The 12,951-nt window shown below is 67.7% G+C and carries 15 protein-coding genes and 2 pseudogenes; 4 read left to right on the plus strand and 13 right to left on the minus strand.

What is annotated here, in order from left to right:
* The first annotated feature begins 99 nt into the window (after positions 1 to 99).
* Entirely contained in the window at positions 100 to 324 is a 225-nt protein-coding gene (locus tag WAW17_RS32970; RefSeq protein ID WP_422337029.1) for a hypothetical protein, read from the plus strand.
* Here WAW17_RS32970 and WAW17_RS32975 read toward each other — a convergent pair.
* The 13 genes and pseudogenes from WAW17_RS32975 to WAW17_RS33035 all read right to left on the minus strand — a co-directional run.
* Positions 318 to 641: a hypothetical protein gene (locus WAW17_RS32975; RefSeq protein ID WP_422337043.1), complete on the minus strand. Its 324-nt coding sequence runs from the start codon at positions 639 to 641 to the stop codon at positions 318 to 320. The two genes, WAW17_RS32970 and WAW17_RS32975, sit on opposite strands and share 7 nt — an antisense overlap.
* 25 nt (positions 642 to 666) lie before the next feature.
* Positions 667 to 1,036 (minus strand): annotated as a pseudogene (locus tag WAW17_RS32980) (reverse transcriptase domain-containing protein); the annotation flags it as partial.
* Between the two features lie 12 nt (positions 1,037 to 1,048).
* Positions 1,049 to 1,480 (minus strand): type II toxin-antitoxin system Rv0910 family toxin, encoded by a 432-nt coding sequence (locus tag WAW17_RS32985; protein WP_422337030.1) that lies wholly within the window; start codon positions 1,478 to 1,480, stop codon positions 1,049 to 1,051.
* 16 nt (positions 1,481 to 1,496) lie between these two features.
* Positions 1,497 to 2,999, minus strand: a complete 1,503-nt coding sequence (locus WAW17_RS32990; RefSeq protein WP_422337031.1) for an MFS transporter — start codon at positions 2,997 to 2,999, stop codon at positions 1,497 to 1,499.
* Between the two features lie 141 nt (positions 3,000 to 3,140).
* A complete protein-coding gene (locus WAW17_RS32995) occupies positions 3,141 to 4,775 on the minus strand; it encodes a cation acetate symporter (protein WP_422337032.1) in 1,635 nt (544 codons plus the stop codon).
* Entirely contained in the window at positions 4,772 to 5,134 is a 363-nt protein-coding gene (locus tag WAW17_RS33000; protein ID WP_422337033.1) for a DUF485 domain-containing protein, read from the minus strand. Before WAW17_RS33000 ends, WAW17_RS32995 begins: the two co-directional genes overlap by 4 nt.
* A gap of 139 nt (positions 5,135 to 5,273) precedes the next feature.
* Positions 5,274 to 6,995: a cation acetate symporter gene (locus tag WAW17_RS33005; RefSeq protein WP_422337034.1), complete on the minus strand. Its 1,722-nt coding sequence runs from the start codon at positions 6,993 to 6,995 to the stop codon at positions 5,274 to 5,276.
* Between the two features lie 7 nt (positions 6,996 to 7,002).
* Positions 7,003 to 7,359 carry a hypothetical protein gene (locus tag WAW17_RS33010; RefSeq protein ID WP_422337035.1) on the minus strand — a complete coding sequence of 119 codons (357 nt, stop codon included), beginning with the start codon at positions 7,357 to 7,359 and terminating at the stop codon, positions 7,003 to 7,005.
* Entirely contained in the window at positions 7,356 to 8,168 is an 813-nt protein-coding gene (locus tag WAW17_RS33015) for a LytR/AlgR family response regulator transcription factor (RefSeq protein WP_422337036.1), read from the minus strand. The genes WAW17_RS33010 and WAW17_RS33015 overlap by 4 nt, the downstream gene beginning before the upstream one ends.
* 33 nt (positions 8,169 to 8,201) lie before the next feature.
* Positions 8,202 to 9,368 (minus strand): sensor histidine kinase, encoded by a 1,167-nt coding sequence (locus WAW17_RS33020; RefSeq protein WP_422337037.1) that lies wholly within the window; start codon positions 9,366 to 9,368, stop codon positions 8,202 to 8,204.
* On the minus strand, positions 9,365 to 9,730 hold the full coding sequence (locus WAW17_RS33025) for an MmcQ/YjbR family DNA-binding protein (RefSeq protein ID WP_422337038.1): 366 nt from the start codon (positions 9,728 to 9,730) through the stop codon (positions 9,365 to 9,367). The genes WAW17_RS33020 and WAW17_RS33025 overlap by 4 nt, the downstream gene beginning before the upstream one ends.
* Complete coding sequence (locus WAW17_RS33030; protein ID WP_422337039.1) at positions 9,727 to 10,971, minus strand: lipase family protein; 1,245 nt, start codon at positions 10,969 to 10,971, stop codon at positions 9,727 to 9,729. The genes WAW17_RS33025 and WAW17_RS33030 overlap by 4 nt, the downstream gene beginning before the upstream one ends.
* Positions 10,968 to 11,270: pseudogene (locus WAW17_RS33035) on the minus strand (Na+/H+ antiporter); the annotation flags it as partial. The gene WAW17_RS33030 and the pseudogene WAW17_RS33035, both read right to left, overlap by 4 nt.
* Positions 11,271 to 11,272: 2 nt before the next feature.
* Here WAW17_RS33035 and WAW17_RS33040 point away from each other — a divergent pair.
* The 3 genes from WAW17_RS33040 to WAW17_RS33050 all read left to right on the plus strand — a co-directional run.
* Positions 11,273 to 11,422, plus strand: coding sequence for a hypothetical protein (locus WAW17_RS33040; protein ID WP_422337040.1), 150 nt, complete (start codon positions 11,273 to 11,275; stop codon positions 11,420 to 11,422).
* A 264-nt stretch (positions 11,423 to 11,686) separates the two neighbouring features.
* Positions 11,687 to 12,064, plus strand: a complete 378-nt coding sequence (locus WAW17_RS33045) for a BlaI/MecI/CopY family transcriptional regulator (protein ID WP_422337042.1) — start codon at positions 11,687 to 11,689, stop codon at positions 12,062 to 12,064.
* Positions 12,061 to 12,951: M56 family metallopeptidase (locus tag WAW17_RS33050; RefSeq protein ID WP_422337041.1), on the plus strand; the 891-nt coding region annotated here is incomplete at its 3' end. The genes WAW17_RS33045 and WAW17_RS33050, both read left to right, overlap by 4 nt.

The following is a 12,951-nucleotide window of genomic DNA, read 5'->3' on the forward strand; positions in this document are numbered from 1 at the left end:
GTTCGTGACCGTCGGGCCACTGTTCGTTTTCCGAATGCACAAGTCGATCCATGATTTCCTGCGCTTTCCGAAGCCGCAGGAACTGTTCTGTTCGCGCTCATGTCTGACGTCGACTTCCAGCTGGTGGCCAAAGAAGGCGACCCCAGCACGCCGGCCCTAGCTGGCCTCGAATACGCGGACCGCTTGGATCCGCTATCGGTCCTGAAATCGATTCGCAACCGCGACCTCAGCGACGTGAGATTGGAGCACACGCAGCCACGACGCTGGCTTGGCGGCGGCTACCTCGGCGAATACGTGGGTGTGGCCGAAAAACCGGCTCAGTAACCCGAGACCTTCTCCGCTCTGCTTGCCACACCCTCGCTAGGCAGAGGCCATACCGATCCGCGACTTCGTCCCAGGGTGCGTCCGCATGCGCTTTGGTCCCGACCACCATGATCGAAGAAATCGTCCGCGTGGCGCACGATCCGATAGGTGGCCCCGCCGCGTTTGCGGTGCACCTCGCGCCGATAGGCATTCCCGTGGGAATCCCATTTCGCACAGACATCCAACACCGACAGAGCGGTGTTGGCGAGCAACGGTGAGAGTATGCCGCCCTGGGGTGTGCCGGCTTCGGAGTTCCTGACCGTTCCGTCGCCGGACATGATGCCTGCCTTCGTCAAACGCCTTGATCAGGGTCAGAACACGCTTGTCGACGATCCGCGTACGGACCTGTTCCATGATCGCGGAATGGTCCAATTCGTCGAAACACGCCGCGATATCGGCCTCGAACACCCAGTGGTGATTCCGGGTTCCGAGAGCGTCCTGAGCGCGACGCCTCGGGCGGAAACCGTAGCTGACCGGTTTGAAATCCGCCTCGAAGATCGGCTCCAACACCAGCAACAGCGACGCTTGCACCGTGCGGTCCATCGCCGTGGGGGATACCGAGCCGCCTGAGCTTGCCGCTCCCCGGCTTCGGAATCATTCTTTCCCGCACCAGAAGAGGAACAAAGGTCCAAGACTTCACCTGATCTCGCACCTGCCCCAGGAATGCCACAGACCTCGCCACATATCAGCTGTACAGCTCGACGAAGGTGCTCAGCGACTTCTCGATGTCGCCTTTCAGCGCCCTCGCCACACCCGACCCGATGGGGCCGAACAGGGGTGCACCACCGAGTTCGATCGTGAAGGCCACCACCGAACTGCCCCCGCTGCTCTCGACCTCGAGGACCAGCCCCAGCTTCACACCGCCCTTGCCGTCACCCTTCAGCACCAGACGCCGGGGTGCGTCGTACTCCTTGATCGTCCAGGTGACCCGGTTCCGCAGACCCTTGACCGTGACGACCGAGGTGATGACGGTACCGGAGGTCAGCTCACCGGGTAATTCGCTGCGCCACCCGTCGTGCACCACGAGCCACTTGTCGAAGTCGGGGAGGTACGAGGCCTTGTCCCAGGTGTCCTGGGCCTCGAGGGGAACGTCGGTCTTCACCGTGAGTTTCGCCATGGGGGAAGACTAGTGCTCAGTCTCGGCCGGGCGCCCACCACAGCAGTATTATCGCGCCGACCAGGACCACCGCGGCCAGGGTCCACGACGCCTGCTGCATGCCGTCGAGGAAGGCCTGGCGTGCCACCGTGACGAGTTCCGCCCCGCGGGGTCCGGCAGCGTCGGCCACTTGCACGGCCGACGCCAGCGAGCCGGCGACCGCGCCGCGCACGGGCTCGGGCAGCGCGGAAGCGACGGGTGCGATCCGCTGGGAATACGCGGCCGCGAGCACACTGCCGGCGAGGGCGACGCCGATCGCCGCACCGATCTCCCGGGTGGCGTCGTTCACCGCGGATGCTACACCCTGCTTGTCGGCGGGTGTGTTTGCGACGATCGCGTGGGTGGACGGCGCGGTGCACAGGCCGAGCCCGACACCGGCGACGAGTAGTGGCCCGATGACCTGCCAGTAGGAAAGGCCCTCCCCGAGACTCCCGATCCATACCAGGGCGATACCGATCCCGGCCAGGCCCGCGGCCGTCAACGCGCGCAGGCCGATTCTGTGCGAGACCCGCGGCACCAGCACCGACAACAGCAGCACGGCCACTCCGAGAGGCGTCAGCGCAAGCGCGGACCGAAACGGCGAATAGCCGAGAACGAGCTGCAGGTACTGGATGAGGACGAAGAAGACGCCGAAGACCGCGAGAAACTGCAGTAGCAGTGCGGCGGCACCCGACCCGAAAGCGCGATTCCCGAACAGGCGCACGTCCAGCATCGGGGCAGCGGTACGCAGTTCGGCGGCGACGAAACCAGCGGCCGCGGCGACGCCTCCGGCCAACGAGGCGAGCACGATCGGATCGGTCCACCCCCGGTGCGGGGCCTCGATCACGCCGAATACCACCAAACCCACCGCGGCGATCGACAGCACCGCTCCCCGCACGTCCGGCCGTGTGCGCTCGTACTCGCGGGAGGACGCAACGGTCAGTGCCGCGATCACCATCACCGCCGACGACGCGGCGAAGCCGACGAAGATCAGCGTCCAGGACCCATACGAGAGGATGAGACCCGACACCAGCAGGCCCGCGATGCCGCCGGATCCCACGAAGCCCGCCCAGATGCCGACTGCGTGGGCACGCCGTTCCTCCGGGAATCCCGCGGTGATGATGGCCAACGTGGCGGGCATGACGAGGGCGGCGCCGACCCCCGCGACGGCGCGGCTGATGATCAGCCACAGCGGAGTGGCCACCACCAGTGGCAACGCCGAGGCAAGACCGAAAATGATCAACCCGGCCACAAGGACGCCCCGCCGGCCGAACCGGTCACCGAGCGCGCCTGCCGGCAGCAGTAACGCCGCCAGGGTGAGGGTGTACCCATCGACGATCCAGGTGAGCTGGCTTTGGGTGGCGCCGGTGTCGACCGCGATATCGACGAGCGCGGTGTTGAGCGCCGCCATGGCGGCTACCACAACCGAGGCAGAGGCGCACGCGACGAACAGCAACCACAGTTGGGCCGGGGTCATGCGGGTGGTGGTCGATACCGGCATATGGATTCCAGACGTCGGGGACAACGAAAAGAAGACTATCAGTCTCGGAGAGGAACCGATGGTCTTCAAACGCAGAGCGCCCGCCGACTCCCACCGATCGGGCGGGAGTCGGCGGGCGCTCGAGAGGGCGCACGCGTGGGGTCAGTGCGAGACGGCCTTCTCCACACCGACACCCGTGAGCGACCGAACCTCCATCTCGGCCTGCTTGGCGGGATCCTCGGTACGGCCTCGCCCGACGTAGGTGCCGACGATGCCGAGCACGAAGGCCAGCGGGATGGAGACGATGCCCGGGTTGGCCAGCGGGAAGAGATCGAAGTCCGCGTTCGGGAACATCGACGACGGCTTGCCGGATACCGCCGGCGAGAACACGATCAGCAGCAGGCAGCTGATCAGACCACCGTAGATGCTGAACAGGGCGCCGGTGGTGTTGAACTTCTTCCAGAACAGCGAGTACAGCAACGTCGGCAGGTTGGCCGAGGCCGCGACCGCGAAAGCAAGCGCCACCAGGAACGCGATGTTCTGGCCCATGGCCATGATGCCGAGGACGATCGACACGAGGCCGATCACGACGACGGTGATCCGGGAGACCCGCACCTGTGATTCCTCGGAGGCATTTCCGCGCTTGATGACGCTGGCGTAGATGTCGTGGGCGAACGAGGCCGAGGCGGTGATCGCCAGCCCGGCCACCACCGCGAGGATGGTCGCGAAGGCGACCGCGGAGATGATCGCGAGGAAGATGGTGCCGCCGAGTTCGAAGGCGAGTAGCGGCGCCGCCGCGTTCTCCTTACCGGGTGCTGCGAGGATGACGTCCGGTCCGACCATCTTGGCGGCACCGTAACCGAGAACCAGGGTGAACAGGTAGAACGCGCCGATCAGACCGATCGCCCAGGTGACCGAGCGGCGGGCTTCCTTCGCGGTGGGAACGGTGTAGAAGCGCATCAGCACGTGCGGCAGGCCCGCGGTGCCCAGCACCAGTGCGATGCCGAGCGAGATGAAGTCGAGCTTGCTCATCGCACTGATGCCGTACTTGGCACCGGGGGTGAGCATGTCGCGTCCTGCGATCGCCTCGTTGGTGCTGCTGCTGACCGTGGCCTGGGCGTCGGCGAGCAGCTGGGAAAAGTTGCCGCGTACCGCGAACAGAACGAGGAAGAACATGATGCCGGCGCCGGCGACGAGCAGCACCGCCTTGACCATCTGGACGTAGGTGGTGCCCTTCATGCCGCCGACCAGTACGTACACGATCATCAGCACACCGACCACGGAGACGACAATGGCCTGACCCACCTTGCCGTCGATGTTGAGCAGCAGCGCGACGAGCCCGCCGGCGCCGGCCATCTGCGCGAGCAGGTAGAACAGGGAGACGACGAGAGTCGAGAGCGCTGCCGCCATCCGCACGGGACGCTGCTTCAGTCGGAAGCTGAGCACGTCCGCCATCGTGAACCGGCCGGTGTTGCGCAGCAGTTCCGCGACCAGCAGTAGAGCCACCAGCCAGGCGACGAGGAAGCCGACCGAGTACAGGAAGCCGTCGTAGCCGTACACCGCGATGGCTCCGGCGATGCCGAGGAACGACGCCGCCGACAGGTAGTCGCCTGCGATGGCGAAACCGTTCTGCGGGCCGGAGAACTGACCGCCTCCGGTGTAGAAGTCCGAGGCCTTCTTCGTGGTGCGGCTCGCACGGATCACGATGGTCATCGTGATCACGACGAACGCCACGAAGATGGCGATGTTGAGCAGTGGATTGCCGACGTCGGTGCCGACAGCGAGGTTGGTGATCACTGAACGGGTCCTTCCAGTTCTTCGCGGATCGCTGCCGATCGTGGGTCGAGTTCACGGTTCGCGAATCTGACATAGATCGCGGTAATCGCGAACGTCGTCACGAACTGCCCGAGCCCCAGGATGATCCCGAGGTTGATGTTGCCGATCACCTTGGTGCCCATGAAGTCGGTGGCGTAGGTCGCCAGCAGGACGTAGACCGCGTACCAGGCGAGGAAGAACGCCGTCATGGGGATGACGAAACTGCGCAGACGGCGTCGCAACTCCTGAAACTCCGGGCTGGCCTGCATATCGATGAAGGCTTGCGCATCGGGAGCAGGCCGCTGTTGCGGTGTGCCCTCGGTGAGGTCGGCTGTGGTCACTCGGACTCCTTGGTCGCGTGCGAGGTGAACTACACGACGACGTTAATGAGAGGTGAGTCACAGAAATAGTCTGTGGCGGCAATCACACGCCGAGCTGTCGGAGTGTGCGCCGAGCGGTCGCGCTACCGGGACGAGCGGCTCATGGCGAACGTAGTTGCCTTTCGCGATCCGATCCCACACCGAGACGCTCGGGGGCGTGCATACGAGTGAAGATGCGGCCGATGTCGGCGGGGACCTGCCGCCGCGTTGCCTTGCTGACCAGGACCATCGTCACGAAGGCCAACGGCACGCTCACCGCGGCCGGGTAGGCGACGATCGCGGTGGGCCAGCCGTCCCACGCTGTGTCGGTGAATCCGCCCAGCACTGCGACCGCAGCCGCGGAACCCGCGACGATCCCGCCCGCGATCATTCCGGCGGCCGCTCCGGCCGCGGTGAGCCCCCGCCACCAGATGCCGAGCACCAGAAGGGGGCAGAGAGTAGACGCCGCGACGGCGAATACCAGCCCCACCGTGCGGGACAGGTCGAGCGAGGTCACTCCGAGCGACAGTGCCAGCGGGACGGCGCCGGCCAGCACGGCAGCGATCCGGAAGTCGCGCACCCGCCCACGCAGCACGTCGGTACTGAGCACCCCGGCGATGCTCACGAGCAGTCCGGACGAGGTGGACAAGAATGCGGCGATGGCCCCGGATGCCACGAGAGCGGCGAGCAGTTGCCCACCCCAGCCCGTGAACACGGACCCGGGCAGCAGCAGAACGGCGGCGTCCGAGGTGCCGGTGATCAGCAACTGCGGTACATACAGTCGCGCGAACACCCCGAGCAGCGTCGGGAACAGGTAGAACACCCCGAGCAGCCCGATGACGGCCAGCGACGTCAACCGCGCCGCCCGCCCATCGGGGTTCGTGTAGAACCGCACCAGGACGTGAGGGAGTCCGAGCGTGCCGAGAAAGGTGGCGAGGATCAGCGAATACACCTGGAACAGCGGGTGCTCACCGCCGAGCCCCCAGCCGGGTGCGATCCAGTCGGAGTTGTCGGCAGGCGCGCCCGCGACGACGGGAACGGGTGCCCCCGCCTCGAGTGTCATCGTTGTGCCCTCACCGAGTCGATGCTCGCCCGGACCGAGAAGCTGGTCGCCCACGCGTACGGGTTCGGACACCTGCACCACGACGTCGGTGGTGATGTCCACGCTGGTCCGCTCGCTCACGGTCGGCGGCGCCGGTGTGCCGAGCTCGTCGGAGTCGGCGAGGAAGTACACCGACAGCACCATGGCCGGGATCGCGACCGCGGTGAGTTTGAGCCAGTACTGGAAAGCCTGGACGAAGGTGATGGACCGCATGCCGCCGCCCACCACGTTCGCGATCACGATGACCCCGACCACGGCGGCCCCGACCCAGGTCGGGACGCCGAGCAGGATGTTGAGAGTCAGCCCGGCTCCTTGAAACTGAGGGACGAGATACAGCACGCACACCATGGACACGACGAGCATGGCGAGAGTACGCAACCGCACCGAACCGAGCCGGAACTCGGCGAAGTCGGGCACCGTATACGCCCCGGAGCGACGCAGCGGCGCGGCCACGAAGAGGAGTAGCCCGAGGTACCCGGCGGTGAATCCGATCGGATACCACAGGGCGTCCGCACCGTACTTGGCGATGAGGCCCGCCACCCCGAGGAAGGATGCGGCGGAAAGATACTCACCCGAGATGGCAGTGGCGTTCCAGCGGGGTCCCACGCTGCGCGAGGCGACCAGGAAGTCGGATGTCGTGCGCGCCAACCGCACTCCGTAGATGCCGATCGCCACGGTGGCGACGGCCGCAACTGCCAGGCCTGCGAGGGTGAGCCACGGAATCGGCTGATCGTCGATCACGGCGCGCTCAGTCGTCCACCAAGTCGGCGAATTCCTGCTCGTTGCGCTCGGCCTGGCGAATGTAGATCCACCCGATGAGCAGAAGGACCGGGTACACGAGCACACCGAGAACCAGCCAGGGCAGCCGGATTCCGAGTATGGAGACCTCGGAGAACGCCGGGAACAGAAACAGCAGCGGAATCGAGCACAACAGGACCACGGCAAGCAGCGCCAGCCTGATCGCGAGCCCGAGTTGTGTGCGGACGAGGCCGCGGATCATGGCTTCGCCGACCTCGGTCTGTTCCTGCACCTCGACCCGCGTCCGGACCACCCGGGCGCCGCGGCGCTGCGCGAGCACCACTCGGACGCGTTCGGGTGGACTCATCGCGCTGTCCACGACTGCTTGGGCGCCCGGACGAGCCGGTCCTTGAGCATGCGGGTGTGCCTGCGACTGACCGGCAGTTCGACGGGCGGCTTGTCACCCTTCGGACGCAGGCACACCACCAGGCCGGTGCCGACGGTGCGGATTCCGGTCACCAAGGGCAACGACACCAGGTACGAGCGGTGTACCCGGACGAACCCGTGGTCGGCCCATCGCGACTCCAGCGCCGAGATCGGGATCCGGACGAGGTGGGAACTGTCCGCGGTGTGGAGTCGCGCGTAGTCGCCGTCGGCCTCCACCCATTCCACCGAGGACCGGTTCACCAGAGTCGTGACACCACCGAGTTCGACGGGGATCACCTCGTCCGCCCTCTCGTCCCGGGCACTGATCTCGCGGGCGCGACGACGTCCTTCGACGATGCGGCGCACCGACTCCGCCAGACGTTCCTCGCGCAAGGGTTTGAGGAGATAGTCGACGGCGCCGAGATCGAACGCGGCGACCGCCCGGTCGTCGTGCGCGGTCACGAACACCACCGCCGGCGGCGACGCGAAGTTCGACAGTATTCCGGCGAGCTCGAGGCCGTCGAGTCCGGGCATGTTGATGTCGAGGAAGACGGCGTCGATGTCGCCGCCCCGGAGGATCCGCAATGCGGTGGTGGCATCGCCGGCGGTGCGGACGTCCCCGACAGCGTCCTGTGCGCGGAGCAGGAACTCGAGTTCACTCAGGGCAGGTTTCTCGTCGTCGACGGCCAGCACGGTGAGGGGCAGGTCCGTGCTGGACTCTCGCTGGGCAGGGTCGTCAGTGTGGTTCACAACGTACGCAATGTTCCCACGGACACCGGACGTTCACGCTCGGATCCCCTGCCGAAACTTGGGGACCCGCATGCTCACCTTGGTGCCCGCACCCGGTGCGGTCTCCACCACCAGCCCGTAGTCGTTGCCGAACGCCGCCCGCAGCCGGTCGTCCACATTGGCGAGTCCGACGTGCGCGGACTCCTTCACTCCCGCCCGGTCGGAGGCCACGGAGTCGAGTGAGCCCGACCGCAGCAGTTCGGGATCCATGCCGACCCCGTCGTCCTCGACGCTGATCACGCAGTCGATGCCCTCGTCGGCGGCCACGATGCTGATCGTTCCCCCGTCCGGTTTGGCGGCGATGCCGTGCCGCACCGCGTTCTCCACCAGCGGTTGCAGCGCGAGGAACGGCAGGACCACGTTGAGCACCTCGGGCGCCACCTGCAATGTGACGGCGAGCGCATCACCGAACCGGGCACGTTCGAGGGTGAGGTAGCGGTCGATGTTGCGCAGTTCGTCGGCGAGCAGTGTGTACTCCCCCGCCGAACGGAACGAGTAGCGCGTGAAGTCGGCGAACTCGAGGATCAGTTCCCGCGCGCGGTCCGGGTCGGTACGGACGAACGACGCCACCGTGTTCAACGCGTTGTAGATGAAATGCGGGCTGATCTGGGCGCGCAGCGCACGCACCTCCGCGCGATCGAGTCGGGCACGGGACGCGTCGAGATCGGCGAGTTCGATCTGGCCACACGCGTACCGAGCCACCTCGGTGATGGCGCCCAGCATGCCCGGGCCCGGATCCTCGGTGGAGACGATGCCCAGCACCCCCACCACGCCGGTGGATTCGATCAGCAGCGGCTGCGCGATGAGCGCCCGCACCGCGTGATCATCGGTGTCCCGGACGAGGCTGCCGTCCGCGACGAGCACCCGGCGCTCGCCTTCCACCGCACGTACCGCGGCGTCGCGTAGTTGTTCGGTCAGACCCTCGTGCGGGCCGTCCCAGGCGAGCAGCGCCCCGGCCCGGTCGAACACCGCCAGAGCCTCGCCGCCCGTCAGCTGACGCAGGTACGGCGCGGCCTCGACCGCCGACGTTTCGTCCAGCCCCCGCCGCAGCGGGGTGGCCGCCAGCGACGCCGTGTGCAGCGTCGTGTGGACGGCCCGTTCGGTGGGGGTGGTGAGCTCTTGCCGGGCCCGCAACCACCGGAACATGTGGCGACGGCTCATTCTCCGGCGTCCAGTCGCGCGATGAGAGTCTTCGGGGCCACCGCGCGGTACGCGTCCTCCACGACGTCCGCGATCTCGTCCCAGTCCTGCGGAACGTCGAGATACACCCCGATCCAACCGCGGCCGCCGACATACGGCGGCACGAAGAACCTGTCAGGATAGCGGCGCACCCAGTCTTCCTGCGCGCCTGCAGGCGCCGCCGCCCAGAACGCGACCCGGTCGTCGTGGTGTCGGTCCGCGAGCGTCGCGAACTGCGGCGACTTACGGACGAACCACGCCGGTTCACCGTGACTGACCCGCTCGGTGGCCCCCGGCAGCGCGAGACACAGTGCCCGCAGTCGTTCGAGCTGCGAACCCGTCACGATCCCCCTCCCCGGCCACACGTGTTCGGCGGCGGTACCCCGGCGAACCGGTCGGCTATCCATTGCACCGCACCGGGAACGGCGCGCCCGTCGGCGTGGCCCTGATCCGGATCGGATTCGAACGCGATCACGTCACCGAGGGCGCACGCTTTTTCGACGGCCTCCGAAGTCCATTGCGGCAGAATGAGGTTGTCGCGCCCCCCGACGACCACGAACATCGGGCCGGCGGCCGGTTCGCGGGGCAGGGCGATCTCGTCGAGCCATTCCCGCATGCGCTCGGCGTCCGCCTCGGTGCGTGGACCGGTGTCGGCTGGTGTGAGTTTGCTTGCCACCGTCCACTTCTCGGACAGTTTCGCCGTCACGCAGGACAGCACGACGTCGGGATTGTCGGCGAGGGCGCCCCGCATGTAGTCGTCCGGTTCGAGATCGGGATGCACCACCTCGAGACCCTCGAGTAGATAGGGCAGGAACAACTTCTGCGGCAGCGAGAGCGGGGCGATGTCTCCGTCCGCCGCGATCCCCGAGAGGTCCGCCGCCGGAGAAAGATTCACGGAACCGACGAAATCGAGTCCGTCGCCGTAGTCGTCCGCGTGCTCGGCCGCCGACCACGACGCCTGACCGCCCTGCGAAATCCCGAGCGCGGCCCAGCGCGTCGACGCGCCCGGAACCACGGTGCGCGCCGCCCGGACGGCGTCGATCACGTCGTACGCCGCGGTGTCCGGTTCGAGGTACGGGTGCGGGCCGTCGGTGCCCAGACCCTGGTAGTCGCTGACCACCACCACATACCCCTGTTGCAGTAGCGGCCGCACCACTCCGATGGTGCCCAGCAAGGTGGGCGACGTGGACGGTGCGCACTCGTCGGTGACGCCCGTCGTACCGTGACCGACCGTGACGACGGGCCACCCGCCGTCGGGGGGCTGCCCGGCGGGAGTGAACACCGTGGCCACCACCTCGGTGCCACTTCCGTCCACACCCGACGTCGACCGGTACACCACACGGGTGGCGGCCGCGCCGAGTGCGGTGATCGAGTTGTCGATGCCCGGTACCGGGCTCTGGCTGATCACAGCGCCCCGCTCGGCCGCCGTCGGGGCCGGCGGGGAGTCTTCGCGGGCAGATGCAAGTGCCGATGCCGACGCGCCCGGTGACTCGTACGGCGCGGCCGTCTCTGTACCGCAGCCGGCCAGCACCACACCCGCGATCAACGTGATCGCCGCTGCCGTCGTGTTCCTCCGATACTTCATTCTCGACGTCTCCTCCGCACCCGTTCTTCCGCCGCAGCCTCCTCGACGTCGAGGCTCTCCAACACGCTACGCATGACCTCGTCGTCGAGGGTGCCCGCGTCACGGGAAGCGATCAAGGCCTCCCGCTGGGCCCGCAGCGCACCGCGGCGGACGTGGTCGAACAACGCACCGGCCCGGGCCTCGTCGCCGGGTTCCTCCGCCTCCTCCGCCTCGAGCCTCGCCCGCATCGATCGCCGCACCCGCTGCACCTGCCGCTCCATGCGCTCATGCTCGAGCGGTTCGGCCAGGTCCAGGGCCCGGGGTGGTCCTGACCCGCGAGGGACTCAGCGACATCGTCGGGTTCATCGAGGAAAGCCGGCGCATCCACCAGCGTTCCCTGACCTACGCCCTCAACGTCAGCGTCCAGAAACTCGAAGTGCCGATCTTGCTGACCGTCGGCGTCTTCGCCTGACACGAATTCGTGTTCACCCCACTGCTGATGGCCCTCCTGCTGCTGGGCAACGACGTGGTCATCTCGACCGCCGGGATTTACCGACGGCTTCGAGGCCGCCGCGGGTGGAAAGCTGGCGGAGTTGTTGCACACCCGCGGAAGCCCCCGTTCCCGGCACTGCCTGCGGTGCGTGCGTGCATGCACTGGTCGTACAGTGGGACGGGCCCGGCTCGGCAGCCCGTGCTCGAGCGACAGGAGCGACACGGGAGCGGTGACACGGACGTGATGGGCCTCGGTGAGCTGGAATCGGCCGTCATGGACGTGTTGTGGCGGGCCGAAGAACCGTTGCGGGTGCGCGACGTGATGGCGCGGCTGGAATCGTCGCGGGCACTTGCGTACACCACGGTGATGACAGTGCTGGACAACCTGCACACCAAAGACATGGTGACGCGCAGCCGCATCGGGCGCGGGTACCGCTACCGGGCGGCGCACACCCGAGAGGAAACCGCCGCCGAACTCGTCCGCCAGGTCCTGCGGTCGAGTGGGGACCCGGAGCGGGTGATGCTGCATTTCGCCACTTCGGCCACCGAAGACGAGTCCCGGATCCTGCGCCGAGCCGCCCGCCGGACCGAGCCGCGTCGAGATCGGGACACGTCGTCGTGATCGTCGCCGGGGCATTGTTCGCGGCAGCGCTGGTGCTCGGCTTCGCGGCCCCGCGGTGGTTGGCCCGGTTGGCCGCGCCGGGCACGGATCCGCGCCTCGCCTTGGCGGCGTGGGTGTCGGCCCAGGTGTTGTTCGTGGCGGCGCTGGTCGGTGGACCGATCGCGGTGGCGACGCGTCCCGGCCTGCGGTGGGAGCAGGTATCGCTGCCGGCGGCATCGTGCGTGCGCACCGCCCGGGACGAAGGGCTGCTGCCGTGGCTGCCCTACGCCGAGACGACGCTGTGGGTCGTGACCGGCGCGTTGCTGCTGCGCATCGGCGCGGTGGTGGCCCGCTCGTATCGGCGCCATCGTCGCGACACCGCCGCACACCTGAATCTGATCCGGATCCTCGGCGAGACCCGAACCGACGAGGAACAGTACGGCGAGGTCGTCTGGCTGCGGGAGCGTTCCTGCGCCGCCTACAGCGTCGGCGGCCGAAGCGGGACCGTAGTCGCCAGCGAGGGCCTGTCGGTCCTCGATCCCCTCGAGCAGAGAGCGGTGCTCGCCCACGAGCATGCCCACATCCGCGGGCGCCATCACCTGCTGGTGATGATGACCGGCGCCCTCGCGGCGGCGTTACCGTTCGTGCCTGTGTGCCGACAAGGGTCGGCGTGGGTGCGGGTCCTGATCGAGCTCGTCGCCGATCGTCGGGCCGCCCACGTGTGCGGCTCCGCAGCGGTTCGCGACGCGCTGATCCGATGCCGCGCCCACAATGCCGACCGACAGGAGTCCAGCGCCCCGTCCCAGCGGTTCGTCGCAGACCGCCTTCGGTGGCTGACGCCCGCCCTCCGGCGGCCCGGCGGGGCTCGTTCGGTGTTCGCCTACCCGCTCGCACTGACCGTTTCGACG

It is taken from the genome of Rhodococcus sp. (in: high G+C Gram-positive bacteria), assembly GCF_049286785.1.
GTDB lineage: Bacteria > Actinomycetota > Actinomycetes > Mycobacteriales > Mycobacteriaceae > Rhodococcus_F.